27 protein-coding genes are annotated in these 25441 nt (G+C 73.2%); 10 read left to right on the top strand and 17 right to left on the bottom strand.

All coding sequences use genetic code 11. The annotated features are described in order from the left end of the window. Positions 1 to 274: 274 nt before the first annotated feature. Positions 275 to 1024 carry a DUF1838 family protein gene (locus IE248_RS21730; RefSeq protein ID WP_190031448.1) on the bottom strand — a complete coding sequence of 250 codons (750 nt, stop codon included), beginning with the start codon at positions 1022 to 1024 and terminating at the stop codon, positions 275 to 277. A gap of 203 nt (positions 1025 to 1227) precedes the next feature. Between IE248_RS21730 and IE248_RS21725 the strand changes: the two genes are divergently transcribed. The 3 genes from IE248_RS21725 (at position 1228) to IE248_RS38220 (ending at position 3655) form a co-directional block, all read left to right on the top strand. Next, positions 1228 to 2226, top strand: coding sequence for a DUF1996 domain-containing protein (locus IE248_RS21725; protein ID WP_190031447.1), 999 nt, complete (start codon positions 1228 to 1230; stop codon positions 2224 to 2226). A gap of 113 nt (positions 2227 to 2339) precedes the next feature. Beyond that, positions 2340 to 2936: a sigma-70 family RNA polymerase sigma factor gene (locus tag IE248_RS21720; protein ID WP_037795127.1), complete on the top strand. Its 597-nt coding sequence runs from the start codon at positions 2340 to 2342 to the stop codon at positions 2934 to 2936. Further along, positions 2933 to 3655 (top strand): anti-sigma factor family protein, encoded by a 723-nt coding sequence (locus IE248_RS38220; RefSeq protein ID WP_008743537.1) that lies wholly within the window; start codon positions 2933 to 2935, stop codon positions 3653 to 3655. The genes IE248_RS21720 and IE248_RS38220 overlap by 4 nt, the downstream gene beginning before the upstream one ends. Before the next feature lie 331 nt (positions 3656 to 3986). Here IE248_RS38220 and IE248_RS21710 read toward each other — a convergent pair whose 3' ends face one another. Genes IE248_RS21710 through IE248_RS21680 form a run of 7 tightly spaced genes read right to left on the bottom strand, consistent with a single transcriptional unit; the run spans position 3987 to position 10116 of the window. Beyond that, a complete protein-coding gene (locus IE248_RS21710; RefSeq protein ID WP_190031446.1) occupies positions 3987 to 4718 on the bottom strand; it encodes a DUF7873 family protein in 732 nt (243 codons plus the stop codon). Positions 4719 to 4770: 52 nt separating this feature from the next. Beyond that, positions 4771 to 6006, bottom strand: coding sequence for a cytochrome P450 family protein (locus IE248_RS21705; protein ID WP_008743534.1), 1236 nt, complete (start codon positions 6004 to 6006; stop codon positions 4771 to 4773). Then, the gene (locus tag IE248_RS21700; RefSeq protein ID WP_073793981.1) at positions 6003 to 7241 is read right to left on the bottom strand and encodes a cytochrome P450; all 1239 of its coding nucleotides are present in this window, start codon (positions 7239 to 7241) and stop codon (positions 6003 to 6005) included. Before IE248_RS21700 ends, IE248_RS21705 begins: the two co-directional genes overlap by 4 nt. Beyond that, a complete protein-coding gene (locus IE248_RS21695; protein ID WP_073793979.1) occupies positions 7238 to 7870 on the bottom strand; it encodes a GTP-binding protein in 633 nt (210 codons plus the stop codon). The genes IE248_RS21700 and IE248_RS21695 overlap by 4 nt, the downstream gene beginning before the upstream one ends. Continuing rightward, complete coding sequence (locus tag IE248_RS21690; protein ID WP_073793978.1) at positions 7851 to 8225, bottom strand: DUF742 domain-containing protein; 375 nt, start codon at positions 8223 to 8225, stop codon at positions 7851 to 7853. Before IE248_RS21690 ends, IE248_RS21695 begins: the two co-directional genes overlap by 20 nt. Next, positions 8222 to 8623 (bottom strand): roadblock/LC7 domain-containing protein, encoded by a 402-nt coding sequence (locus IE248_RS21685; RefSeq protein WP_008743530.1) that lies wholly within the window; start codon positions 8621 to 8623, stop codon positions 8222 to 8224. Before IE248_RS21685 ends, IE248_RS21690 begins: the two co-directional genes overlap by 4 nt. After that, positions 8620 to 10116, bottom strand: coding sequence for a sensor histidine kinase (locus IE248_RS21680; protein ID WP_190031445.1), 1497 nt, complete (start codon positions 10114 to 10116; stop codon positions 8620 to 8622). The genes IE248_RS21685 and IE248_RS21680 overlap by 4 nt, the downstream gene beginning before the upstream one ends. Before the next feature lie 300 nt (positions 10117 to 10416). Here IE248_RS21680 and IE248_RS21675 point away from each other — a divergent pair, with 300 nt between their 5' ends. From IE248_RS21675 to IE248_RS21660, 4 genes are all read left to right on the top strand, one after another. After that, complete coding sequence (locus tag IE248_RS21675) at positions 10417 to 11325, top strand: ATP-grasp domain-containing protein (protein WP_190031444.1); 909 nt, start codon at positions 10417 to 10419, stop codon at positions 11323 to 11325. After that, positions 11322 to 12143: an ATP-grasp domain-containing protein gene (locus IE248_RS21670; RefSeq protein WP_008743526.1), complete on the top strand. Its 822-nt coding sequence runs from the start codon at positions 11322 to 11324 to the stop codon at positions 12141 to 12143. The genes IE248_RS21675 and IE248_RS21670 overlap by 4 nt, the downstream gene beginning before the upstream one ends. Beyond that, on the top strand, positions 12140 to 12637 hold the full coding sequence (locus IE248_RS21665; RefSeq protein WP_190031443.1) for a MepB family protein: 498 nt from the start codon (positions 12140 to 12142) through the stop codon (positions 12635 to 12637). Before IE248_RS21670 ends, IE248_RS21665 begins: the two co-directional genes overlap by 4 nt. A 115-nt stretch (positions 12638 to 12752) precedes the next feature. Beyond that, positions 12753 to 13616, top strand: coding sequence for a DMT family transporter (locus tag IE248_RS21660; RefSeq protein WP_190031442.1), 864 nt, complete (start codon positions 12753 to 12755; stop codon positions 13614 to 13616). 26 nt (positions 13617 to 13642) lie between these two features. Here IE248_RS21660 and IE248_RS21655 read toward each other — a convergent pair whose 3' ends face one another. Continuing rightward, positions 13643 to 14728: a DUF2330 domain-containing protein gene (locus IE248_RS21655; RefSeq protein WP_190031441.1), complete on the bottom strand. Its 1086-nt coding sequence runs from the start codon at positions 14726 to 14728 to the stop codon at positions 13643 to 13645. A gap of 86 nt (positions 14729 to 14814) precedes the next feature. Between IE248_RS21655 and IE248_RS21650 the strand changes: the two genes are divergently transcribed. Further along, on the top strand, positions 14815 to 15321 hold the full coding sequence (locus tag IE248_RS21650) for a hypothetical protein (RefSeq protein WP_124289847.1): 507 nt from the start codon (positions 14815 to 14817) through the stop codon (positions 15319 to 15321). 85 nt (positions 15322 to 15406) lie between these two features. On the opposite strand, the gene IE248_RS21645 is transcribed toward IE248_RS21650, so the two are convergent. The 6 genes from IE248_RS21645 to IE248_RS21620 all read right to left on the bottom strand — a co-directional run bounded on the left by IE248_RS21645 (position 15407) and on the right by IE248_RS21620 (position 20929). Further along, positions 15407 to 15955: a DUF1062 domain-containing protein gene (locus IE248_RS21645; RefSeq protein ID WP_073780769.1), complete on the bottom strand. Its 549-nt coding sequence runs from the start codon at positions 15953 to 15955 to the stop codon at positions 15407 to 15409. Positions 15956 to 16141: 186 nt separating this feature from the next. Then, entirely contained in the window at positions 16142 to 16816 is a 675-nt protein-coding gene (locus tag IE248_RS21640) for an HAD family hydrolase (RefSeq protein ID WP_190031440.1), read from the bottom strand. After that, on the bottom strand, positions 16813 to 17934 hold the full coding sequence (locus IE248_RS21635) for an ABC transporter ATP-binding protein (RefSeq protein WP_190031439.1): 1122 nt from the start codon (positions 17932 to 17934) through the stop codon (positions 16813 to 16815). The genes IE248_RS21640 and IE248_RS21635 overlap by 4 nt, the downstream gene beginning before the upstream one ends. Positions 17935 to 17940: 6 nt before the next feature. Next, positions 17941 to 18864, bottom strand: a complete 924-nt coding sequence (locus IE248_RS21630) for an ABC transporter permease (protein WP_373301583.1) — start codon at positions 18862 to 18864, stop codon at positions 17941 to 17943. Continuing rightward, positions 18861 to 19760 (bottom strand): ABC transporter permease, encoded by a 900-nt coding sequence (locus IE248_RS21625; RefSeq protein WP_047960455.1) that lies wholly within the window; start codon positions 19758 to 19760, stop codon positions 18861 to 18863. Before IE248_RS21625 ends, IE248_RS21630 begins: the two co-directional genes overlap by 4 nt. After that, the gene (locus tag IE248_RS21620) at positions 19760 to 20929 is read right to left on the bottom strand and encodes an ABC transporter substrate-binding protein (protein ID WP_073793967.1); all 1170 of its coding nucleotides are present in this window, start codon (positions 20927 to 20929) and stop codon (positions 19760 to 19762) included. The genes IE248_RS21625 and IE248_RS21620 overlap by 1 nt, the downstream gene beginning before the upstream one ends. Positions 20930 to 21153: 224 nt before the next feature. Between IE248_RS21620 and IE248_RS21615 the strand changes: the two genes are divergently transcribed. Beyond that, a complete protein-coding gene (locus IE248_RS21615; protein WP_123076033.1) occupies positions 21154 to 21900 on the top strand; it encodes a GntR family transcriptional regulator in 747 nt (248 codons plus the stop codon). A 24-nt stretch (positions 21901 to 21924) separates the two neighbouring features. On the opposite strand, the gene IE248_RS21610 is transcribed toward IE248_RS21615, so the two are convergent. Beyond that, positions 21925 to 22767, bottom strand: a complete 843-nt coding sequence (locus IE248_RS21610; protein WP_190031438.1) for an NAD-dependent epimerase/dehydratase family protein — start codon at positions 22765 to 22767, stop codon at positions 21925 to 21927. Positions 22768 to 22838: 71 nt separating this feature from the next. Here IE248_RS21610 and IE248_RS21605 point away from each other — a divergent pair, with 71 nt between their 5' ends. Next, a complete protein-coding gene (locus IE248_RS21605) occupies positions 22839 to 23801 on the top strand; it encodes a LysR family transcriptional regulator (protein ID WP_190031437.1) in 963 nt (320 codons plus the stop codon). Here IE248_RS21605 and IE248_RS21600 read toward each other — a convergent pair. Next, entirely contained in the window at positions 23758 to 25359 is a 1602-nt protein-coding gene (locus tag IE248_RS21600; protein WP_190031436.1) for a serine/threonine-protein kinase, read from the bottom strand. The two genes, IE248_RS21605 and IE248_RS21600, sit on opposite strands and share 44 nt — an antisense overlap. Positions 25360 to 25441: the final 82 nt, after the last annotated feature.

The raw sequence follows: 25441 nt of genomic DNA, 5'->3' as shown, positions 1-25441 counted from the left end.
CCGGGCGCGGGCTGGTCGAACCCGCGCCGGCCACCGCCGCGCGCCGCGTTGCCCGGCCGCGACGGCGGGGCTGGGCAACGGCGTTGCCGACGGCCTGCCCGGCCGTGCGGTTTCGCACCATGTGGGGTGGGTGCGGGGTCCTCACGGCCGGGGAAGATCGCCGGTGGGCAGACAGTAGGCAACGCGGGGATGAACCCGATACGGGGAAAACCCTTGTCGACCCCCCTACGCCACCCCCGCACCCCCCGTGCGATACACGCGCGTTACGCGCGCGTTACGCGGGCGGGTTCAGCTTGCGGAAATACGTCCAGCTGGTCTCGTTCGGCTCGCTCCACGCCTGCGGCGCACGGGCGTATTCGGGGTGGTTCGCGGCGATGTACGCGCGGGTGCGCTCGGGCACCTCGACGTAGGATCCGAGCTTGCGGCCGCGGCAGTGGAAGGTGAGCCCGCCCGGCCGCCGCCCCTGCCGCATCCAGGGCAGCCAGGGCGACATCCGGGTCCACGACATGGTGGCGGCGACGCCCGGCGCGTCGGTGGTGAGGACCGAGGCGGGAGCGAAGAACTGGAAGAGCTCCAGCGCCCGGTAGGTGTCGTCGGCGGAGTGGGCGGGGTAGTCGGCGACGGGCAGCGGCGAGGGGTAGGCGAGCGGGATCTCCAGGCTGAAGCAGACCTGGTCGCCGAGTTCCGTCATGGGGACGGGGAAGGGCCGCCACCGCTGGTTGGCGGGGTCGTTCCAGACGTGGACGACCCGCTCGCCCCGCCAGGTCTCCAGGATCTCGCGGCTGCTCGGGTCGAGGTAGAAGGCCGCCTCCCGGCTGAGGAACCGGTACGCGTCCGCTCCCGCCTCCGCGTCCTCGTCGGGGACCAGGCGCCCGACGTTGACCCCTTCGAAGCCGAAGAGGCGCTCGTAGGGCTCGCCGGGGGCCGAGGAGTAGACGTCGCCGGTCCACCAGTAGGTCACCTCGCTCCCGTCCAGCGAGGCGCGGGTACGGGCGAACGCCCGGAAGAGTTCCGTGGGTGTCATACCGCGTACTCTGCGTGATCTCCGCGCGCGCGGGCAAGCGGCGGCCCGGCCAACCGGGCGGCCGGGCGGGCCAGTTCGCGGACCGGCGGACGAGCCGGCCGGGGCGGGCCCGAGGGCCGCCGTGCGCTCGGTTCGAGGCGGCCGTTCGCGGCATCGCGAGACCGGGTTGACGGGCGCGGCGGGCACCGGCAACGGTGGCCGCCATGGGGAATGAACACCGACTGCTCACGCTGGTCGTCTGCCTGGTCCTGGGCGGCGGACTGCTCGCCGCCGTACTGGGCGCCTCGCGGGCGGCCGGGTCGCGCGCGCACACCTCGGCAGGGTCCGGGGCGGCCGTGGAGTACGTGGACATACGTGACGTACCGCCAGGGCCCGCGGAGCCGCGCCCGGCCGGGCCCGACGCCTCGACGGGCACGGTGACGGTGGAGTGCGGCCGCAACGAGGAGGGCCACTACAACGAGGACAACCTGGTCGTCTCGCCCGGGCTGACGGCCGGCGCCCACCACACCCACGCGTACGTGGGGAACCTGTCCACCACCGCCCTGTCCACCGACGCCACGCTGGCCGCCGCGCCCACCAGCTGCCGCGGCGGCGACCGGTCCACGTACTACTGGCCCGTGCTGCGCCGCACCGACCGGGCGGGCGGCGGGGCGCACGAGAGCTCCGCCGGGCACGGCAACGCGGGCGCGATCCTGGCGGAGGAGGCGGTGGGCGTGGAGTTCCGCGGCAACCCGGTCGGCAAGGTCGTGCCGATGCCCCGGTTCCTGCGCGGCATGACCGGTGACGCGGTCGCCTTCACCGCGGCGAGCGACGCCGACGTACGGGCCCGCTGGGGCTGCTCCGGCTCCCCGGGCCGCTCCACGACCCGCTACCCGCGCTGCCCCGCCGGCGAGCGCGTGACCCGCACCCTGGTCTTCCCCAGCTGCTGGAACGGGCTGGACACCCAGAGCGCCGGGCACCGTTCGCACCTGGCGTTCCCCGCCGCGAACGGGGTCTGCCCGACGGGCACCTTCCCCGTGCCCGAGCTGCGGCTCTCCCTCGCGTACGAGGTGCCGCCCGAGGTCCCGCTGGCGCTGGACTCCTTCCCGGAGCAGCGGCACAGCGCGAAGACGGACCACGCGATGTTCGTGAACGCGATGACCGACCGCCAGATGCAGGGGGTCGTCGACTGCCTCAACGAGGGCCGCCACTGCCGGATCTGAGCGGTGCGCGGACCCGGACCGCACCCCGAGTGACGCAGGTCACGTGAACCGGGTCCGGCCAGGTGGCGTGTTCTGTCCGCACCACGGATCGCGAGGAAGACGGAGAGGGTGAGATGGCCGGACCACTGTGGCCCCGCACTCGGCGGGGCTCGACCGATGAAGCACTGATCAGGTCGGTGTACGAGGAGCACGGCCATGCCCTGCTCGCGTACGCCACCCGGCTGACCGGGGACCGCGCCGCGGCCGAGGACGTCGTCCAGGAGACGCTCATCCGGGCCTGGCGGCACTCCGAGGCACTGGTGAACGGGAAGGGCTCGGTACGCGGCTGGCTGCTCACGGTGGCCCGCAACATCATCACCGACCGATACCGGGCCAAGGCGGCCCGCCCGGCGGAGGTGTCGGGTTCCGCGGCCGCTCCCCCGGTCGAGGCGGACCACGCCGACGCGGTGGTGAACACCATGGCCGTGCTCGGGGCGCTGGAACAGCTGTCACCGGAACACCGGGACGTGCTGACGGAGTTGTACTACCGGCAGCTGAGCGTGTCCGAGGTCGCCGACCGGCTCGGCATCCCGGCGGGCACGGTCAAATCACGCTCGCACTACGCGCTCAAGGCCTTGCGCGAGGTCTTCCAGAACAGCGGCGGTAGGGACGGCAGACGAAGGGGCAGGCCGCCGCAGAAGCCGGCAGGACTGCGGGAGGTGGTGGCATGAACCGGCAGCGGCACGAGGAGGAGCTGCTCGGCCCATACGTTCTCGGCGTTCTCGACGAGGAGGAGGTCCGCCGGGTCGAGGAACACATGACCGGCTGCGTGCGGTGCCGGGAGGAGGTGGCGGCGTTGCGCGAAATGGAGGCGGTGCTCGGTGAGGTTCCCGAGGAGGCGTTCCTGGACGGGCCGCCCCAGGGCGGCGATCTGCTGCTCCAGCGCACGCTGAGGCAGGTGCGGGCCGAGCAGACGGCCGCGCGGCGCCGTGGCGCGGGCCTGGCGGGACTGGCGGCCGCGGCCGCGCTGGCCGCCGTGTTCTGGGCGGGTACGCAGCTGGGCACGGACGACGGGCAGAACGTCGCCCTCGATCCCCCGCCGTCCCCGACGGTGTCGGCGGCCCCGACCCCGGTGCCGGGGACCAAGGTGGGCTCGGCGACCGACCAGGTCACCGGCGCGCGGGCGACCGTACAGGTGACGCCCGCCGCGAAGTGGGTGCGGGTGCACGCCGCGGTGACCGGGGTGCCGCCCGGCGAGCGGTGCCGGCTGGTCGTGGTCTCCAAGGACGGCAAGCGCACCAGCGCGGGCAGCTGGGTCGTGGGCGGCCAGGAGAACGGCGAGGGCAAGGGCGCCGCGCTGGACGGTTCGGCGGCGGTCGATCCCGCCGATGTGAAGGAGGTCCTCGTCGAGAACGAGGCCGGCACCCGGTTCGTCTCCGTCCGGGTATAGCGAACATGACAGGGCCCGGGAGCATGTCCAGCTCCCGGGCCCCTGCTTGCCACCCAATTGCGCACACCGGCGGCGTTTAAGAGTCGCGGATCATTCTCATACCGACGTGTTCTACCTTTGAACTACCGCGCCATGAGAGAGGCGCAGAAGGGACTTGAACCCCTATCCGTCGGTGGTCGTCCGCGCTCGGTCGATCCGGTGATCGGCGGCGAATACTGAGACTTGAGCAAGAATCTGAGATTGAGAGGGATGCCACCCCTCATTCAGCTTCAACGTCAGTTTCAGCTTGCGCTCTCGCGCCACCCCCTGCTCCCAGGGGGAGATCGTGGGGCTACCGGAACAGGTAGCCGAACACCGCGTCCCCGACCCGCTGGTCGGTGACCTCGGTGCCGTTCGCCTCCTCGCGGGCGAACTTGACGGCCTGCTGGAGCCTCTCGACGCGGTCCAGCAGTTCGTTGACCCGGCGGGCGGGAAGTGCCCCGGAGAACTTCACCGTCGTCCAGTACCCGACGGCGACGTCCTCGTAGTACACCTCGACCTGCGCCGGGTGCTTCTCCGTCGCCTCGGCCTTGACGTGGTTGCGCGGCACCTTCTTGGTGCGGATGGTGCGCACCGGGTCCGTCTTCCAGGCGTCCGTGGACGGGTCGAGGTTCCAGGACTCCGAGGCGTCCAGGACGGGCAGCTTGCGCACGAAGGCGTGCAGGTCGGTGAGCTGCTTCTCCAGGAAGAGAAGGTACGGGACCGGCACCTGCGCCAGCAGCGTGTTCCCGTCGACGACGACGTCGGCGGCGGCCGTGCGGTTCGCCCAGTCCTTGGTCGCCGTCACGTCGAACAGCCGCGACAGCGTGACCGCCGTCGCGCGCAGCACCTCTTCCGCCTGGATCTGGACCCGGGTGGATTCGGGCGGCAGTTGCTCGCCCTCTTCGTCCTTGGGCTGGTACGTCCGCGAGATGCCGGCCAGCAGGGCGGGCTTCTGCACGTCGTGGTGAGCCTGGGTCAGCTCTTGGAGGGACTTGGACTTGACGCCCTTTTCGACTGCGATGATCTGATTCAGCTTCGGCACGTGAGCAACCTATCCGCTCCGATTCGCGGGCACATTCGATTTTCCGGGGGCGTCAGGCCAGCCGGACGGGGAGGTCGAACAGGTCGTTCTGGGTGAGGACCGGCTTGTTGCGCAGTTCCTCGCGGGCGACGGCCAGGCGGAGGCCCGGGAAGCGTGCGTACAGGGCGGGCAGGGCGACGAGGGCCTCCAGGCGGGAGAGCGCCGCGCCGGGGCAGACGTGCGGGCCGTGGCCGAAGGAGATGTGCCGGTTCGGGGTGCGGGTGACGTCGAACTCGCCCGCCGTTTCGCCGTGCTGGGCCTCGTCGCGGCCGAGGGCGCCGAAGGAGACGATCAGTCCCTCGCCCTTCGGCAGGATCCGGTCGCCGACCTCGATGTCCTCGGTCGCGAAGCGGATCAGGACGTGCGAGGTCGGGGTGGACCAGCGCAGCGTCTCCTCGATGACGTTCTCCCAGGGGACCTCGCCCGCCAGGACGAGGGCGCGCTGGTCGGGGTGGGTCTCCAGGGCGACGACGGCGTTGACGATCAGGCTGATCGTGGTCTCGTGGCCGGCCGCCACCATCAGCTGGAGGGTGTTGGTGATCTCCTCGGTGGTGAGGTGGTCGCCGTCCTCGGAGGCCGCGATGAGGGCGCTGGTGAGGTCGTCGCCGGGGTTCTCCCGCTTGGACTCCACGATCCGCGAGAACAGCGCGCCGAGGTCCGCCATCATCTGCGGCACCTCCTCGGGCAGCGTCTGCGTGGAGAAGAACTTCTCGAACAGGGCCTTCAGGCGCGGGTGGTCGGCGGCGTCGACGCCCATGAGCTCGCTGATGACGTTCATCGGCAGCGGGTACGCGAACTCCGCCTTCAGGTCGACCGCCCCGCCGGCCGGGAGCGCGGCGAGCCGGTCCAGCATGCCGGTGGTCAGCGCCTCGATGCCGGCCCGCAGCTTCTCCACCCGCCGTACGGTCAGGGCCTGGGCGACGAGGCCGCGCAGCCGGCGGTGCTCGTCGCCGTCCACGGTCAGCATGGAGCGGCCGGGGTTGGCGAGGCCGATCAGCGGCCAGTCCAGGGGTATCTCGCCGCGCTGCCAGGCGCCCCAGACGTCGATGTCCTTGACCACCCGGGGGTCGGTGAGCAGCTTGCGGGCCTCGGCGTGGTGGGTGACCGCGTACACGGCGACGCCGCCCGGCAGGACGACCCGGACCAGCGGGCCGGCGGCGCGCAGGGCGGCGCTCTCGGCGTCGAGGTCGGTGACGAAGGGGTCCAGGGTGATGGCGGCGGGGCCGGTGTGGTCGATCGGGCACGTCATCGGTCGGCTCCAAGGGCGGGGGTGGGCGTGTAGGAGACGGGCAGTTCGGTGAGGCCGCGCAGCCAGGGCGAGGGGCGCCGGGCGAGAGCGTCGGCGGGCACCGCGAGGTCCACGTCGGGGAGCCGGTCGAGGAGCACCTCGATGCCGGTGCGCGCGATGACCTCGGCGATTTCCTGGGCCGGGAAGGGGCAGCGGTGTTCGCCGTGCCCGAAGGAGAAGAAGGCGTTGTTGCCGCCGGTGAGGGCGCCGGAGTCGGTGCGCACCTGGGGGTCGGAGTTGGCTGCGGCCAGGCCGAGCAGCACCAGGTCGCCGCGGCCGATGCGGCGGCCGCCGAGGTGGGTGTCGCGGGAGGCCCAGCGGCCGGCGACGTTCTGGGTGGGGGTGTCCTCCCAGAGGACCTCGTTCATGGCCTCGCCGACGCTGTGCCGGCCGCCCGCGAGGGAGGCCGCGAAGCGGTCGTCGGTGAGCATGAGGCGCATCGAGTTGCCGATCCAGTCGGCGGTGGGCTGGTGGCCGGCGGCCAGCATCACCATCAGGTCCTGGGCGATCTCGTCGAGGGTGAACCCGGTCCCGGCGGCGAGCATCCGGGAGGCGACGTCGGGGCCGGGCGCGGCCCGCTTGGCGGCGAGCAGCCCGTACATCGACTCGCCGAGGTGGCGCTGGCCCTCCAGGGCGCCCTCCCGCCCGTTGATCATGTCGTTCATGGCGGTGACCAGGCCGGGGCCCTGCTCGTCGGAGAACCCGTAGATCCGGGCGAGGACGCGCAGGGGCAGCAGCATCGCGTACTCGCCGACGATGTCGCAGGCGCCCTTGCCGCACAGGCCGTCGATCAGCTCGTCGGCGAACCGCTCGGCGTGGCCCTTGAGTTCGAAGGGGTCCACGGACTCCAGGGCGTCGGTGATGACCCCGGCCCGCTCCCGGTGGCGTTCGCCGACGGTGTAGAGGATCGACTGCTGCTTGCGGCCGATCATCGGGAGCAGGGGCCAGTCGGCCGGGATGCGGTCCCACTGGTTCCACAGGTCCGAGTCCCGGGAGAACAGCACGGGGTCGCCGGTGACCTGGTGCAGCTCGCGGTAGCCGAGGACCAGCCAGGCGGGCACGTCCCCGTCGAGGACCACGGGCGCGACGGCGCCGTGGTCGCGCCGCATCTCCCGGTACAGCTCGGCGGGGTCGGTCTGGAAGCGGGGGTCACCGAGGTGGACGGGCGGGGCTTCGTGGGCGGCGGGGGTGGTCACGGGGCGGGCTCCGGGGTCAGCGGCGCGGGGTACGCCTGGAGGTGCTGGATGAGGGAGATCAGGACGTCCTTGCTGGACTCGCGCGAGCGGGCGTCGCAGAACACCAGGGGGACGCCCTCGGGCAGGTCGAGGGCCTCGCGGACCTGCTCCGGGGTGTGGGCGGGGCCGCCGAAGTCGTTGCAGGCCACGACGAAGGGCGTGCCGTGGTGTTCGAGCCGGTCGATGGCGTACCAGGAGTCGGCGAGCCGCCGGGTGTCGACGAGGACGACCGCGCCGAGGGTGCCCGAGAACAATCGGTCCCACAGGAACCAGAACCGCTCCTGGCCCGGGGCGCCGAACAGGTACAGGACGTTGTGCGCGTCGAGGGTGATGCGGCCGAAGTCGAAGGCGACGGTGGTCGCGGTCTTCGTGGCGACGCCGGCGGTGTCGTCGACGGCCTCGCCGGCCTTGGTCATGGTCTCTTCGGTGTTCAGCGGTCGGATCTCGCTGACCGAGCGGACCATGGTGGTCTTGCCGACGCCGAAACCACCCACGATGACGATCTTCAGGCCGTTGTCGGCGGTGCTCCGCAGCGCCGGGGGCCGGTCGTCGGGCCGGTCTGCGCCCTGTTCAGAGATTGCGGAGTCCAACGAGCACCTGCTCCAGGATGTCGGGATCGGGAAGTCGGTACGACGAGTGGGCCGAGCCGTGCGCCGTGCGCGGGTGCCGGGCGCTGATGCGCCCGGTGCCGAGCAGGTCGGCGAGGAGGATCCGGACGATCGACACCGGCAGTTCCAGTTCGGCCGCGATCTCCACCACCGCCGTCGGGAACCGGGACATCCGCAGGATCGCCGCGTGCTCCGACTGCATGCCGGGCACCGGATCGCACTCGGCGACGATCAGGGTGACCAGGTCGAACACGTCGGAGCCGGAGCTGCTGCGGCCGCCGGTCAGGGTGTACAGCCGGTCCGGGGAGTCGTCCCGGCCCGGCCTTCTCCGGCTCAACCCCGTGGCCTGGCGATCAGATGCTCGCTCAGCTGCTCCACCAGTTCGGACATGTTGTGGCCGACGAGTCCGGCGTCCGCGTCCTCGGCGGCGACCAGGGCCAGGTGCGCCCCCTCGCCGGCCTCGACGATGAACAGGATCCCGCCGTAGAACTCGGCCATGGCGGAGCGCACGCCGCCGGTGCCGTCGCCGAACTCGATGGACGCGCCGTGCGACAGGCTCTGGATGCCGGCGGCTATCGCGGCGAGCTGGTCGGCCTGGTCGACGGAGAGTTCGGGGGTGCGGCACAGCTTGAGGCCGTCGCGGGAGAGCACGAGGCCGTGGCGGGCGCCGGGGGTGCGTTCCAGGAGGCTTTCCAGGAGCCAGCTGAGCTTCTCGTCGGTGGTGGTGCCGGTCATTTTTCCGTGTCGCCTTCCGGGTGCGGGGGGTTCGAATGCGGGGTGCCTGCGGCGCGTACGGCCTGGCGGAAGCTGCCGAAGCGGGCGGCCGACCTGGACGCCGTGCCCGGCGGGATACGGGGGGCCCGGCCGGCGGCGTCCGGCCCGTCGGGGTGCGCGGCGGCCAGGGTCCGCCCCCGGCGCCGCTGCGGAAGTCCGCTCTCGCCGATCTCCGGCCCTTCCCCGTCGCCCTGGCGGGCCGGGGGTTCCGGGGCGGCCTCGGCCTCGGCGAGCGCCGGGGCGGGGGCAGGGGCGGGGGCCGGGGCGGCCCGTTCGGTCCGAACGCCGCCTTCGTCCGCCGCGCCGTCGGCCGTGGCCGCGGGCAGGTCGGCCGGGAGGGTGGACGGCGAGAGCGGGGGTTCGGGGTTGGTGCTGCTGAGGAGCTCGTGCGGGAGCAGGATCAGCGCGCCCGTACCGCCGCGGGCGGAGGGGCGGAAGGAGACCGTGAGGCCGTGCTTGCGGGCCAGGCGCCCGACGACGGCGAGGCCGAGGCGGGTGCCGGAGATTCCGGCCAGGTCCAGCGACTCGGCGGTCACGGCGCGTTCGGCGCGGCGCAGTTGCAGGTCGCTCATCACCAGCCCGCTGTCCTCGACGGTGATGACGATCCCGGCCGGCACCTCCTCCACGTACACGTGGACCTCGGCGGTCGGCGGGGAGAAGTTCGCGGCGTTGTCGAGGAGTTCGGCGAGGGCGTGCATGACGCCCTCGGCGGCGTGCCCGGCGACGGCGGCGTCGCTGGTGGAGTGCAGCCGGACCCGCTGGTAGCCGCCGATCCGGCCCATCGCGCCGCGCAGGATGGACTCCATGACGATGGGCCTGGCCCACCGGCGGCCCGAGCGGGCCCCGGTCAGGACGGCGACGGAGTCGGCGAGGCGGCCGGCCTGGGCGGTGCGGTGGTCGAGGTGGAGCAGGTCGGCCAGGACGTCCTCGGCGGCGTGCCGGTGCTCCATCTCGCGCAGGTCGGCGAGCATCCCGGTGGCGAGCGCCTGCATCCGCCCGGCCGCGTTGGCGGCGGCGGCCATGGCGGCGGCCCGGCCGGACTCGGCGCGCCGCAGCTCCTCGCCGAGGCGCTCGCGGGTGTCGGCGTGGGCGGCGTTCGCGGCGCCGAGGCGGGCGGCGTGGGCGGCCGCGAGGGCCGCCGTCTCCTTGGCGTGGATCCCGGCGAGCCGGTCGAGTTCGGCGGCGCGGGCGGCGGTCTCGGCGGTCAGCCTCGCGTTCCGCGCCTCGGCGTCACCGACCTGACGGCGCAGCAACCGGGCGGAGTGGGCGAGCCAGGTCACGGCGAAGGCCGCGACGCTGAGCAGCAGCGCGCCGGAACCGGCGAACCAGCCGAGGGGGAGCTGGACGGACGACGGGGCGGCTGCCACCGCCGCCGTGCAGAACGCGCCCGAGGCCACCGAGGTGACGAGCAGGGCGAGGGCGGAGGGGCGAAGGGGGGAGGACGACGCCGTCATCAATCAGAGCCTCAAACCGGGGCGAAAATGGAAGAAGGGGTTCCTGCGGCAACGATGGCCAACTATAGGAGGGTTGCTGATCGTTTCAGATAGCCCCTGACAGAAATCTCCCCCCGTCGAGACCGATTACAGCGGATCTGCGGCGATTTCTGACCCCGGGCCGTTCCACCCACCGAACTCCCGGCGGAGTCGACGGCCCCGCATGCGGAGGGATCATCACATTGCGGTCCATGACATCCTGTGACGTCACAACTCGCCGGACGGGATCGGCGGACGTCCGGGGAATGTGGGGAAAGGTCGATGAGGCTCTGCTTCCTGGTTGAGGAGCACTACCGCCACGACGGCATGCCGAACGAGGTCGTCCGGCAGCTGACGGCCTGGGGCCACGAGGTCGACGTAGTGCGGCCGGGCGGATCACTGCTGCGGATGACCGAGGTCATGGGCGCGGGCACGCACGACGCGTGGGTGCTCAAGACCGTGTCCGGCGGACCGGGGCTGACGCTGCTCGAAGCCGCCGCCGCGGCCGGGATGACCACCGTCAACGACGCGCGCTCGATCCGGGGCGTACGGGACAAGGCGCTGGCCGCCGCCATCGGGCGCACCCGGGGGCTGCCGATGCCGACGACGTACGCCGTGGCCCGGCCGGAGCTGCTGCGGGAGATCCCGGCCTCCGAGTACCCGCTCGTCGTCAAGCCCTCCGACGGCAGTTCGGGGCGGGCCGTCCACCTGGTGTCCTCGCCGGGGCAGCTCGAACCGCTGCTCCCGGAACTGGCGGGCGAGGGCCTGCTCATCGCGCAGCCGTACGTGCGCAACTCGGGCACCGACATCAAGGTGTACGCCGTCGGCGGCGAGCTGTTCGCGACCGAGCGCTGCTCGCCGCTGCACCCGGATCCGGCGGTCCGGGAGCGCCGGGTGCCGCTGTCGGCGGAGGTCGCCGCGATCGCCGCGCAGGTGGGGGCGGTGTACGGGCTGGACCTGTACGGGGTGGACGTGCTCCTGGGACCGGAGGGGCCGATGGTGGTCGACGTGAACGACTTCCCGAGCTTCCGTCAGGTCCCGGACGCGGCGGCCCGGGTGGCCCGGGCGGTACTGGACCTGGCGCGGGCGGGCGGCACGCCCGTCCCGCCGCCCGCGCCCCGGCCCCGGGCCCAGGCGCTGTCCGTGTCGATCCCCGCGCAGGTCTCCGCCCGGGCGGGTGAGCCGCTGTGAGGATCGGCCTGATCACGCCGGAACCCGGGCATCCGCTGCTGGCGGGCGCGGCCGCGCTGCTCACCCCCCGGCACCGGGTGGAGGTACTGGATCCGGGTACCGCGCCCGGGGTCCCCGGGCCGCCGGCCGACGTGTACCTGCTGAAGTCGCGCACGCCCCGCGCCCTGGAGCTGGCGCGGGAGCTGGAGCGGCGCGGCGCGGCCGTGGTGAACTCCGCCGCCGCGACCGCGCGGTGCCAGGACCGGACCGAGATGGCGGAGCTGGCTATACGGGCGGGCCTGCCCTTCGCGGCCACCCGTACCCACGCCTCGCTGTCGGCGTGGGCCGCGGAGGAGTCCCTGGACTCCCCCGTGGTCGTCAAGAGCCGGCGCAGCCGCCGGGGCGATCTGGTCGCCCGCGTGGACACCCCCGGCGAACTGGCGGAGCTGGCCCGCGCATGGCCGCGCGAGCCGGTCGTGGTGCAGGCGTTCACGCCCAACAGCGGCTGGGACCACAAGCTCTGGGCGATCGGCGGCCGGGTCTTCGCGGCCCGGCGCCGCTCCGAACTCTCGCCGGACGGCCGGGGCCCCAACCTGCCGCTGCCGCGGCTGCCGTCCGCCTGGACGGATCTGACGCTGCGGGTCGGCGAGGCGTTCGGGCTCGACGTGTACGGCGTGGACATCATCGAATCCGGCGACGGCGCCCCGCTGATCGTGGACGTCAACGCCTTCCCCGGCGTCCGCGGCCAGGCCGGCGCCCCCGAGGCCCTGGCCTCGCTGACCCTGCGCCGGGCCGGACCGCCCTCCGTCCCGGCCCCTCGTGACGGGACGGATTCATGAACCCCGAGCTGCGCGCGGCGCGCGAACTCGCCTACGACCCGTGCGGCTTCGCCTGCTCGGAGCCGGTGCCGGAGGCCGAGAGCGCCGAGTACGCCGCCCATGTGTTCACCCTCGACGGCCGCGCCGTCCGGTTCCGGGTGGCGCGGACGACGCCGACGAAGGTCGGTCAGTTCGTCACGGTGTGGAAGAGGTCCCCCGGCGGTCCCATCCAGCCGTTCGACGCGGCGGATCCCGTGGACCTCTTCGTCATCAGCAGCCGCGAGCAGGACCACTTCGGCCAGTTCGTGTTCTCCATGGACGCGATGCGCCGGCACGGAGTGGTCTCCGTGGACGGCGCCGGCGGCAAGCGGGCCCTGCGCGTGTACCCGCCGTGGGTGACCGTGCCCAGCCGCCAGGCCGCCCGTACCCAGGCCTGGCAGCTGGAACACTTCCTGGACCTGAGCACGCCCTCCACCACCGACCTCGGCCGGGCGCGACGGCTCTACCACCCCTGACGCGGCCCCGGCCCGGCCGCGGGCACGCGGCTCGGGCGCGGCGCGGACGGGGGAATGCGGGCCGGCCGGCGTGTCGGCGGGGCGGGCGGGGCGCGGGCGCCGTGAGGATCGCGGGATGGGCGTCGTCCTGCCGGTCCTCCTCGCGCTGTTCGCGGCGCTCAGCAACGCGCTGGCCACCGTGCTCCAGCGGAAGGCGGCCCTCACCGTGCCGCAGAGCGCCGGATTCCGGTTCGGCCTGATCCGCGATCTGCTGCGCCGGCCGGTGTGGGTCGCCGGGATCCTCGCCGTGATCGCCGCCGGGGCGGGGCAGGCCTTCGCGCTCGCGACGGGCCCGCTGGCCCTCGTACAGCCGCTGTTCGTGCTGGAGCTGCCCCTCGCGCTGCTGATCGCCTCGCTGCTGGGCCGGCGGCGGCTGCCGCGGGCGCTGTGGCTGGCCGTGGCCGCGGTGGTCGGCGGGCTGGGGCTGGCGCTGGTGGGGGCCTCGCCCGAGGGGAACCTGACGGACGTACCGCTCGATCGGTGGATCCCGGCCCTGGTGGGGGGCGCGGCGGCCGTCGCCGTCCTCGCCGTGACCGGGCTGCGGCGCCCGCCCGGGCGTGCCAGGGCCTGCTGCCTCGGGGCCGCCACCGCCGTCTGCTACGCGTTCACGGCCGCGCTGATGAAGTCCGCCGTGGTCCGCCTCGGCGACGGCGGCGGCATCGTCGCGTTCCTGACCGCCTGGCAGACGTACGCGTTCGTGGCGACCGGCATCTGCGCCCTGCTGCTGCTCGAACACGCCATGCAGGGCGGCCCGCTGGTCGCCTCGCAGCCCGCGCTGACGCTCGGCGACGCCACGCTCGGCATCGCGCTGGGCGTGCTGCTGTACGAGGAGCACGTCCGGGCGGGCTGGTGGCTGCTCCCCCAGCTGCTCGGCCTCGCGCTGATCGCGGCCGGGATCCTCGCCCTGTCCCGCCCGGAGGTCGGCGCCGAGGCGCCGTGACGCCCGCCGGGGCCCGGTGCGGCCGCTCAGGCCCCGGCGCGGCGCGGGCCCCTGGTCCGGCGGATCCGCAGTCCCGCGGCGAGGCCGGCGGCGGTCACGGCCGCGAGGGCGCCCCCGGCGGTCAGGAGCCAGACGGGGATACCGCCGGCGGTGAGCAGTTCGTCGCGGTAGACGGCACGGCGGTACGGGGTGTCGGCGGCGGTCCGGCGCAGTTCGTGGTCGCCGTCGATCCGCCCCGGCTCGGGGAAGCGCTGGTCGATGGCGGTGAGGAAGGCGGGTTTGCCGTCGGTGAGGCCGGCCAGTGGGCCCTGGGGGGTGACGGTCCCGGCGAAGGTCACCTCGGGGGCGTCGCCGCCGATCGGCGAGCTGGGCTCCATCCGGTGGTCGGCCAGTACGTACAGGCCGAGTGACTGCGCGGTCCGCGCCATGCGGGACAGCCGCATCGGGTAGACCAGCCGGTCGCTGTCGAAGCGGATCCGCAGCGGGTCGAGGGTGCCGCGCAGCGGTGTGCCCGGTTCGCGGGGCGCGAGGCGTACGGCCACGTACTCCCACTTCTGGTCGACGTACGGCCGCAGTTCGGTGGAGAGCCGGTCCGGCAGCTCGAAGCCGTTGGAGCGCAGCCAGTCGCGCAGGGCGTCGGGGTCGGTGGCGGTGAGGCGGGCGACGTCGAAGTCGCCGAGGCGTTCGCGGCCCACGACGCCGACGGCCGGCGCCCCGGCGCCGGGGAGCGGGGCGCCGACGCCGTCCCGGGAGCCGGCGGCGAACGGCCAGTCGCGCTCGCGCGGCCAGAAGTGGGTACGGGTCTTGCGTTCGGGCCGGGTCAGCGTGGCGAGCTGGTCGAAGACGGCGGCGTCGCCGAGCTCGACGGCGGCCCGGTTCGGCACGGGCATGATCCAGGCGGCCCGCTTGGCGTCGCCCGCGACGGTGAAGCGCATGACGATCTGCTCCGCCCGGCCGTCCCAGCGCACGACGGAGGTCTCCCGGTCGACCCCGATGCGGGCCATCCGGTCGGGGATCATGGCCCCGCACCCGCACGCGTACGCCGGGCTGATCAGGGATCCCAGCTGCGTCGCGAGCAGGGCGAACAGCACGGCCGCAATTCTTCGTCTCATCCACACGGGGTCTGGGACGGCCCGTCGCGCCGTACGGTTCCGACCACCGTCGCGGGCTCGCCGCCCGGGCCCTCATACTGTGCGCCATGTGGGAAAACGACATGCCGCAGCGGACGGGGAAGCGCCGCCCCGCGCCGCCCCTCAGTCCGCTGATCCCGGATTCCGTGGAGGCGGAGCTCGCCCGGCACGACTGGGACGCGATCCCGTGCGGCTGCGGGCATTCGGCGGGCCATCTGGTCGGCACCGTACGGGACGCGGCCGAGGGCCATCCGTCGGCGTTCCGCGCCCTTGAGGGCCACGTCTTCCTCGCGGAGGCCCTGAAACCGCCCGCCCCCGCGGTGTGCGGGGTGCTGATGGCGGTGTGGGCCGCGGGACCGCCCCGGCAGGACACCCGCGAGGCCCTGCTGTGGACGCTGCTGTGCCTGCTGTGCTGCGTGGACGACGGGAGCAGTCACGAGGCCGGGCTGTACGGGCAGTGCGCCGCGTTCATACGGACCGGGACGGCCGGGCTGCTCCGGGAGGCGGCGGGCGGCCCGGCCTCCGGGAACGCCGAGTACGCCCGGGCCATCCTGGACATCCTCGGCATGACCTGACCCGCCCGGAGGCGGCCTCCGGCCGGATCCGCGCCAGGGGCCTGTCCGGCGGATCCCGCCGGACAGGCCCCGGCCCCGGGAGGGGTCAGCGCTTGAGCATGAAGGTGAAGTCCCCGGAGAGCCTGCCGCTCAGCCGGACCGCCGAGACGAGCTTCCCGTCCGTGATCAGTCTCCCGACCTCGGCCCGGGAAAGACCGCACCCTTCGGAGATCAACCGCACCGGCCGGACCGGGATCCGCGCCGCGAAGCGGACCGAGACGTCGAGCACTTCGCCGTCCAGGTGATCCGATCCGCCGGTGTCGAGGCGCCAGGCGCCGTCCCAGTCGAGGGCGATGTGATTGCGGCGCCGCACGACCGGATCCTGGAGCAGTTCGGCTGCCAGGCCCGGGTCGTTGTCATGCATTCGGTCCAGCAGCTCGGGTCGTACGGAGCGCACGTGCACCCGCTCCAGGACCGTGAGTTTCGCCGTGTCCCCGCAGACGGTGCAGAGCACGAGGAGCCAGGCGTCGAGGAGCTTGTGGTTGGCGTTGACACGGAATTTGCCGTTCGCCCGGAAGCGCTCGGACGCGCAGGTGTGGCATCGGCGGAGAACGAGCGGAAGGCAGGTGGGAGTGACCACCCAGGTATTGAGCACAGAAGTACACCGGTTCCAGTGAGAAGACCGCAGCAGAAAGGAGCACGGCGCACATGCGCGCCGCGCGACGAATCAGCACTCGGGGGGTCTCACACGGTGTACAACGGAACGTCCTTGCCTAGACGACTTGTCCGGCAGCACGGTAATGGCCCACAGCGGGGCGGCTCCACTGGTTTTCGTGGCGCCCTATGCGGACGGGCCGCCGTGGGCCGCGGCCAGGCAGCGCCGCAGCAGTTCCGCGTCCGCCTCCTCCAGCGACCGGGCGAACACCCGCCGCGGGGAGGGCGGGACCGGCAGCAGGGAGGGCACTACGAGGACCCCGCAGCCGGCCGCCTCCGCGGAGGCGGCGCCGTCCGGGGAGTCCTCGACCGCGACGCACTCCCGCGGTGCGAGGCCGAGCCGTTCGGCGGCCGCCCGGTACGGGTCGGGGTGCGGTTTGGTGCGCGGGGTGTCGTCCGCGGACAGGGTGAAGGCGAACGGAACCCGGGCCAGCGAACCGCCGACCACCGAGTCGACGACCACCCGCGGCGAGGCGCTGACCAGCGCGAACGGCACGCCCTGGGCGGCCAGTTCGGTCAGCAGCCCCATGGCGCCGGGCCGCATCGGCGCCCCGGCCTCCACCTTGCGGAAGAAGTTCTCGGTGAGCTCGGCCGCCACCGTGGCGGCATCGCCCGCGCCGGCCGCCCGTACCAGGTGGGCGGCGGTGTCCTCCACCGCGCGGCCCACCACCTCGGGGGCGTCCGCGTCGGTCAGCGCGTGCCCCAGGCCGTCCGCGACCTCCTCGGTGGTGCGCCACCACAGCACCTCGGTGTCGACGAGGGTGCCGTCCATGTCGAAGAGGACCGCGCCGAGTTCGCTCATGCGGGCCTCGCCACGACGAGGACGGGCCGCTCGGTCAGGCCCACGGTCGCCCGCGCGCCGGGGACCAGTGCACCGGCGTCCCGCGAGGGCAGGTCGGCCTTGACGGAGGTGCCGTCGGGCAGGACCAGGTGGAGCCGGGTCACGGAGCCGAGGAACGAGGCGGAGACCACGGTGGCCGTGCGGTCGGTGCCGGCGTCCGTCTCGGCCGGGACGGTGACGGTGACGTTCTCGGGGCGTACGAGGACCTCCACGTCCCGCGTCGCCGGCACCGGGCCGTCCACCGGGAGGCGCGCGCCGACGACCTCCACGAGCCCGGAGTCGGCGAGCCGCCCCGGGAGCCGGTTCATGGTGCCGACGAACTCGGCGACGAACGGCGTGGCGGGACGCTCGTACAGCTCGGCGGGGGCCGCGCACTGCTCCAGCCGGCCGGCGTTCAGCACGGCGACGCGGTCGGCCATCGACAGGGCCTCCTCCTGGTCGTGCGTGACGAACACGGTGGTGATGCCGAGGGAGAGCTGGAGCCGGCGGATCTCGTCGCGCAGGTTGGCCCGGACCTTGGCGTCCAGCGCGGAGAGCGGTTCATCGAGCAGCAGCACGCGCGGCCGCAGGGCGAGCGCGCGGGCGAGCGCGACGCGCTGCTGCTGGCCGCCGGACATCTGGTGCGGGTAGCGGTCGCCGTGGTCCGGGAGGCCGACCAGGTCGAGGAGTTCGGCGGCCCGCTCGCGGCGCTCGGCCGCCGCGACCTTGCGTACGCGCAGGCCGAAGGCCACGTTGTCGCGGGCGCTGAGGTTCGGGAAGAGGCTGTACGACTGGAACACCATGCCGGCGTCGCGGCGGTTGGCCGGGATCCGGGTGATGTCCTGTCCGTCGACGAGGACCTCGCCGGAGTCGGGCTGCTCGAAGCCGGCGACGACGCGCAGGGCGGTGGTCTTGCCGCAGCCGGACGGGCCGAGGAGCGCGACGAGTTCACCGGGCTCGATGGTCAGGTCGAGGCCGTCGAGGGCGACGGTGGAGCCGAACGCGCGGCGCAGGCCGCGGAATTCGACGCGCGCGCCCGCGGGGGTGTCCCTGACGTCGGCGTCTCCCGGCTTCCGCGCGGCGGGAAGGGTGGTGGACATGAGGGTTCAGGACTCCTTGCGGGAGGTGGCGGGAGCGGCGGAGACGGTGGCCGGGACGGTTGCGGCCCGCGACAGGAGGAGCAGCAGCAGCCAGGTGATCACCAGGCTGAGGATGGAGACGGCGACCGACATCCGGGCCTGGGCGCCGGAGATGGAGACGATCCACACGGCGAAGGGCCGGAAGCCGAGGAGGGAGGCGATGGTGAACTCGCCGAGCACGAGGGCCAGCGTGAGGAAGGCCGCTCCGGCGAGGGAGGCCCGCAGGTTCGGCAGCAGCACGCGCAGGACGACGTGCGGCCAGCTCGCTCCGCAGCTGCGGGCGGCCTCGACCAGCGTCGGCACGTCGATGGCGCGCAGGCCCGCGTCGAGCGAGCGGTGGACGAAGGGCAGCGCCAGCACGGTGTAGGCGAGGACCAGGACGACGGGGAAGTCCTCGTTCTGGACGGCCAGGAACGTCTGGTAGAGCGGGGTGCGCGAGAGGTGTTCCGGTCCCCAGCGCAGCACCGTGGTGATGCCGGTGACCAGGGCGATCGGCGGTACCACCAGCGGCAGCATGCACACCACCTCGACGACGGGCCGCAGCCGGGGCGAGCCGATCCGTACGGCGATCAGCGCCGGGACGGCCAGCAGCAGCGACAGCGAGATGGTCGCGGCGGCCAGGCCGAGGGAGAGCAGCAGGCTCTGGGTGAATCCGTCGGCGGCGAGCAGCTCGGTGTACGCCTCGAAGGAGATCCCCCGGCCGGGCACGTGCACGGTGAAGACGAAGGAGGCGATGAGGGGGGTGAGGAAGTACGCGCCCGCCAGCGCGAGGACGGCTCCGCGCCAGACGCGGGGTCGGGGGCGGGAACGCGGGCGGGGGCGCCGGGTGCTCGCGCGCGGCGCCGCGCCGGAGGTCCCGGCCTCCACCGTGTCGGGGGCGGTCGGGGTCATCGCAGCCATCGGGCGCTCCGTCGCTGGAGGGGCAGGTAGACCGCCATGACCAGGCCGGCGATCAGGATCATGTCGAGGCCGAGGGCCAGCGCCACGTTCTCCTGGCCGGTCAGCACGTTTCCGGACAGCGCGTCCGCGATCTTGAGGGTGACCAGCGGGACGGAGCCGCCGACGAGGGCGGCGGCCGTGGCGTGCGCGGCGAAGGCGGTGCCGAAGAGCAGCACGAACCCGCCGAGCAGGGAGGGGGCGAGGACCGGCAGGCCGACGTGGCGCCAGAACTGTCCGGCGGTGGCCCCGTTGTTCTGGGCGGCCTCGCGCCACTGGGGGCGCAGTCCGTCCAGGGCCGGGGCGATCACCAGCACCATCAGCGGGATCAGGAAGTACAGGTACACCACGGTGAGGCCGGTGAAGGAGTAGAGGCTCCAGCCGAGGCCGCCGAGGTCGGCGAGCTGGGTGACGACTCCGGAGATGCCGACCGTGGCGATGAACGCGAACGCGAGCGGGACTCCGCCGAAGTTGGCGAGGACGCCGGAGGCGGTCAGCGCGGCGCTGCGCAGGGCGGTGGAGCGGGAGGTGACCACGGCCTGGGCGATCAGGACGCCGAGCAGTCCGCCGACGAGTGCGGTGAGGGCGGAGAGCTGGACGCTGCCGATGAGCGAGCCGAGGTAGGGGCCCTGGAGCGAGCGCGCAAGGTGTTCGCCGGTCGGCCGGACGGCGCCGGTCGCCGGGTCGGTACGGGTGACCGCGCCGAAGGCGATGGCACCGAGCGGGATGCCGAAGCAGAGCCCGGTGAAGGCGAGGAGGGGGAGGGCGGCGAGCCAGGTGCGGGGGCCGCGCCGCCGGCGGCGGTTGCCGCCGGCGGTCCCCTTCGGGTGGGGGGTGGTGGTGGCGGACATCAGCTGACGGCCTTGTCCCACTTCTCGGCGAGGGTGGCCTTGGCCTTGTCGAGCTGCTCGGAGGCCGGGAAGGCCGGGGTGCCCTCGACCTTCGGGAGCTTGGCCACGGCCTCCTTGTCGGCGGTGCCGTCCTGGGTCATGCCGGGGAGCAGGACGGGGCGGGCGTAGCCCTTCAGCCAGAGGTTCTGGCCCTCGGCGCTGTAGAGGAACTCCATCCACAGGCGGGCGGCCGCCGGGTTCGGGGCCTCCTTGTTGATGGCCTGCGAGTAGTACTGGGCGTAGACGCCGTCGGTGGGGACGGCGACCTTCCAGTCGACGCCCTTGCCCTTGAACTGGTCGGCGTAGCCGGCGTTCAGGTAGTCCCAGTCGATGGAGATGGGCGTCTCGCCCTTCTCCACGGTGGCCGGGGTGGACTCGACCGGGATGAAGTTCCCGCTCTTCTTCAGCTGGCCGAAGAAGTCGATGCCGGGCTGGACGTCGGCGAAGGAGCCCTTGTTGGCGAGGGCGGCCGCGTAGACGCCGCCGAAGGCGGAGCCGGACTTGGTGGGGTTGCCGTTGAGGGCGACCTTGCCCTTGTACTCGGGCTTCAGCAGGTCCGCGAAGGTCTGCGGGCAGTTCGGGATGCGGGCGGCGTCGCAGCCGATGGAGACGTAGCCGCCGTAGTCGTTGTACCAGCGGCCGTCCGCGTCCTTCTGGGCGTCGGGGATCTTGGCCCAGGCGGTGACCTTGTAGGGGGCGAACAGGTTCTCGGTGGCGCCGCTGCGCGCGAAGGCTATGCCGAGGTCCAGGACGTCGGGGGCGCGCTTTTGGCCCTTGCGGGACTTGACGGCGGCGATCTCGTCGGCGCTGGCGGCGTCCGGGTTCTCGCTGTTGATCTTGATCTTGGGGTACTTGGCCTGGAAGGCCTTGACGATCTCGCCGTAGTTCGCCCAGTCCGGCGGCAGCGCGATCACATTGAGCTGGCCCTCCTTCTCGGCGGCCGCGACCAGGGCTTCCATGCCGCCCAGGTCGGCCACCGAGGTGGCGGCGCCCGGCTGGACCTTGGCCTTGCCGTCGGCGCCGGCGCCGGCGGTCTTCTCCTCGGGTGCGGCGCCGCACGCGCTGAGGGTGGTCAGGACGGCGGCGCTGAGCAGTACGGCCGCACCGCGACGGGCGGAGGAACTGAGCACGGTCTCTCCCGGAGACTAAGGGGGCAATCACTTGTCTGAACAAGTTGGCTCCAGTTCGCCCGTGCCCGCTGTACGGACGGTGAACGGGGGCTGGACCGTGGAGCACGGCTCGACGAAGAGATGCGAATGACCGAAAGAAGTCGTGACAGATCAGCGTCAATGATCAAGAGAACGGCCCCTGGTTAGGGTGGCCGCACACGACGAGGAGCGAGGAGGCACACGCGATGGGCAGGGTCCGCTATCTGGAGATCGCCGAGGCGCTGCGCGCCGCGATCCTCTCCGGCGACTACCCGGTGGGGGCCCAGCTGCCCTCAGAGAGCGACCTGGCCGCGCGCTGGTCCGCCTCGCGCGGCACCGTCCGCCAGGCGGTGGCCACGCTCGCCTCCGAGGGGCTGATCGGCTCCCGGCAGGGCGCCCGGCGGATCGTGCTGCGCCAGGAGCGCCGGCACAGCTTCGGCGAACTGAACAGCTTCGCCCAGTGGGCGGAGGGCGTCGGACACGAGGTCCGAAGCCGCTTCCTGTCCCGGACCCGGCGGCCCGCCACCGCCGAGGAGGCCGAACGCCTCGCGCTGGCGCCGGGTACGGAGATCCTGGCCGTGCTGCGGCTGCGCCTGCTCGACGGGGAGCCGACCATGGTGGAGCGCACCGCGTACGCCGACTGGGTCGCGGCGGCGGTCGAGGCGATGGAGCCGGACTGCCGCTCGGTCATGGACGGCCTCGCGGCCGGCTCCGCGATCGTCGCGCACTACGGGGAGCACCTGATCGACGCGCTCGCGGCCGGCAGTGAGGACGCCCGGCTGCTGGGGATCCGGCGCGGCAGCCCGCTGCTGCGCCAACGGCACGTATCGGCCACCAACACCGGGCGCCCGATCGAGTGGTCGGACGACCGCTACCTGGCCGGGAGCGTCACGTTCAGTGTGAGCAACTCGGCGGTGGCGACTCCGCTGGAGCGGCACGCGGGCGACCGCTAGCCCGTCTCCTTCAGGCCGTCTCCTTCAGGCCCGGTCCGGGGCGGCGCGGAGCGTCTCGTCGACGGCGCGCGGAAGCCAGTCCGCGACGTGGCCGAAGCGGAAACCGAGCGCATCCGCACGGGAGTTGTCCAGGGCGTACGCGCGGTCGAAGGAGAACGGCGAGGCGGCGGCGCCCTGGGCGACGACCCGGTAGCGGACCGGCCGGCCCAGCCGCCCCGCGATCAGCCCGCACAGCTCGCGCACGTCCAGCGCGCCGTGCGAGGCGGCGTCGACGGCGCCGGTGAAGGCACCCGTCGCCGCCCAGCCCAGGAACTCCGCGATCTCGTGGTGGTGGATGAAGGAGGTCGCGTACGGGGCCGCGTGCACCTCGACCGGCGCCCCGGCGGCGATCCGCCCGACGTAGTGCGCCAGCCGCCCGGTGAAATCCGCCCGGCCGCCGCCGAGTACGTGCGCGGTGCGGACGGTGGCGAAGGCGAAGGGGGCCGGCTCGGCCAGGAACACCTCCTCGGCCCGCCGCTTGCCCTCCGCGTAGCCGAGGGCCTCGGCGGTGGGTGGCGCGGGGTCGTACACCTCCATCGTCGAGGTCATCACGTACCGCCCGGTCCGCCCGGCGAAGACACGGCGGGCCACGGCCGCCTGACCGGGCGTGTAGCAGACCTGGTCGACGACGGCGTCGAAGGTGCGCCCGCCGAGGGCGGCGCGCAGCCGCTCCTCGTCGTCCCGGTCGGCGACGAGGTGCCCCACGCCCCGGGGCGGGACGGCGGAGCCCCGGTTGAGCACGCTCACCGCGTGCCCGGCCTCCGCCAGCAGGTTGACCAGGTGCTTTCCGAAGTACCGGCTGCCGCCGATGACAAGAATCCGCTTCATGGGTCCGACCCTGCCGCTGTAGGGTCGCCAGCGGAACTGGCTGCTCACTGAACGCGCGTGAAGGAAAACTGTTGATCGATGTGCAGCGGCTGCGGGTGCTGCGGTCCGTGGCCGAGCACGGCAGCTTCAGCAGGGCCGCCGCCGCCCTGCTCATGACCCCGTCGGCGGTGTCCCAGCACATCGCGGCGCTGGAGCGGAGCCTGGGCCGGCCGGTGGCCGTGCGCAGCACCCGCGGGGTCACGCTCACCGAGCCCGGGCGGCTGCTGGTGGAGACGGCGGAGACCATCACCGCCGAACTGGACCTGGTCCGCCGGGAGATCGACCGGCTGACGGAGCGGCCCCGGCTGACGGTCGCCACGTTCACCAGCGGGGGCCGCCGGCTGCTGCCGGGGGCGCTGACGCGGTGCGTCGGGGCGCATCCGGAGGTGGAGCTGACGGTCCTGGAGGCCGAACCGGAGGCCGCCGTCACGATGGTCCGCCGCGGCGTCGCCGACCTCGCGCTGACGTACCACTTCGACGGCCCGCCGCCGCCGCACACCGGGCTGGACCGGACGCCGCTGACGGACGACCCGCTGTGGCTCGTCCTCCCGGACGGGCACCGGCTCGCGGGGCGCGAGGAGGTCGGCCTCGGTGAACTCGCTTCCGACCGCTGGGTGCTGGGCTGTCTGCGGACGGAGGCCTTCCTGCGCCGGTACGCGGAGCGGGCCGGGTTCGAGCTGCGGGTGGCGGGCTCCACCACCGACTACTTCTTCGCCCGGACGCTGGTCGCGGCGGGCGTCGGCGTCTCGCTGATCCCGGGGATCGCACTGGCCCCGGAGTCCGCCGGAACCCACCTGGTACGGGTCGAACCACCGCGTCCCGCCCGGCACATCGCGGTGGTCACCCCCCGCCGCCGGCGGCCGCGGCCGCGGTACGTCGAGGACCTGGTCGAAGCCCTCGTCGAAGCGGCGGGCCCGGCCGGCGCGGCGTCCGACACCGTCCGGGCGCGTCCTAGCTCACCAGCGGGTACCAGAGCGGACCGCCGTGCCGGGTGAGGGCTTCGGCGAGCCGGATGCGCTGCTGTGTGGTCAGTGGGCCGAGAACACAGAACGGTACTTTGCCGTCACCGCGATGGGTGGGGCCGTCGGAGTAGGGCCAGCCCGCCGGGTGATCGCGTAAAGACTGGCTGGAGTCCTTCGCCAGACGGATGTGCAGCCCGGTGAACTCGTAGGGCACAGCGGCGCGGATGGACTCCCTGGTGACCGCTTCCATCTGGTCCCAGGCGACCGTACGAGAAATCACGCCTCCCGTTGTGGCGATGCCCTGCGGACCGACGGTGAGGGTCCAGGGCGTTCCGCCTGACCTGCGGAGCAGAGGCCACAGGCGCAGGGCTTCCACGAGAGGGAAGAGGCACAGGAGCCCCGCCAGAGAGCCGAGGACCGCCACCATGGCGAGCAGCACCCATGCCGGGTTCCTCTGCCCGTCCGGCGCCGGGTCCCACTCCGCGACGGCGCCCGTGGCCAAGAGCAGGCAAGCCGCCGCGGTGATCACCCAGACCGCCAGGACCCGTAACACCGTTCTGGACGGCCGTCGCGTGCAGGGAGCGTAGTCGGTGATCGGTTCCTGGCCGGACCAGGAGACTTCGAAGACCCCGGCCGCGGAAGGCGTCCGCCGGGTGGGAGGCTCCCGCCGGGTGGGCTGTTCCCGCCGGGTGGGAGGCGGGGCCAGGGTACGAGAGGACGTCGAAGTGACGGTGGCCTCGTGGGGGACGTGGGGATCCGGGAGTGCGCCGCGGAGCCGCTCCAGCCGTTCGTGGACCGCCGCTGCCGTCTGGGGGCGTCTGTCCGGGTCCCGCTCCAGCAGCTGATCGACCAGGCGCACGACCGCGACCGGCAGGTCCGGGCGGAGTTCACCCAGAGACGGGGCGTCCTCGGTGAGCTTGCGCTGCATGATGGCGAAGCTGCTGTGGCCGTCGAACGGAGGCCCTCCGGCGAGGAGGGCGAAGAGGACGCTGCCGAGGGCGTACAGGTCGGACCGCGCGTCACCGCGTTCGGTGAGGAACTGCTCGGGCGCGCCGTACTGGGGGGTCCCGGCGGGGGTGAGCTGGGAAGAAGGGGCGAGGGTGAAGGTGGTACCGAGAAAGCCGGCTATGCCGAAGTCGACGACCTTGACACGGCCGTCCGGGGTCAGCATCACGTTGTGCGGCTTGATGTCGTAGTGGATGACATGCGCCTGGTGCGCGGCGACGAGCGCGGCACAGATCTCCCGCGCGATGTCCAGCGCGCGGGCCGGTTCCATGGGGTTCTCGGCGCGGATGTGGTGGGCGAGATCGGTGCCGTCGACCCTCTCCATGACGAGGAACCACAGGTCCTCGTGAACGCCGCGGTCGAAGAGGGCGACGACATTCGGATGGCTGATCTGGGCGGCGGCCACCGCCTCCCGCTCGAAGCGGAGGGGCAGGTCGGGGTGGACCGCCTCGTCGAGGTGCAGCATCTTCACCGCGACGTCCCGGCGCAGCGTTCGGTCCCGTGCGGCCCACACCTCACCCATGCCGCCCCGGCCGAGCCGTTTGATCAGTTCGTACCGCCCCGCGATCAGCTCACCGCGCTGCACCGCCACCCCCCATGACAAAGCCTTGCCCAGTGTCCCGCCAGGGTATGACCGATCCCGGCCCTGCCACCGGTGATCGGCGAAC

The sequence above is a fragment of the Streptomyces goshikiensis genome, assembly GCF_014650555.1.
Lineage (GTDB): Bacteria > Actinomycetota > Actinomycetes > Streptomycetales > Streptomycetaceae > Streptomyces > Streptomyces goshikiensis.
The sequence above is the reverse complement of the archived record's forward strand: the minus strand, read 5'-3'. Positions and strand labels throughout refer to the sequence as shown.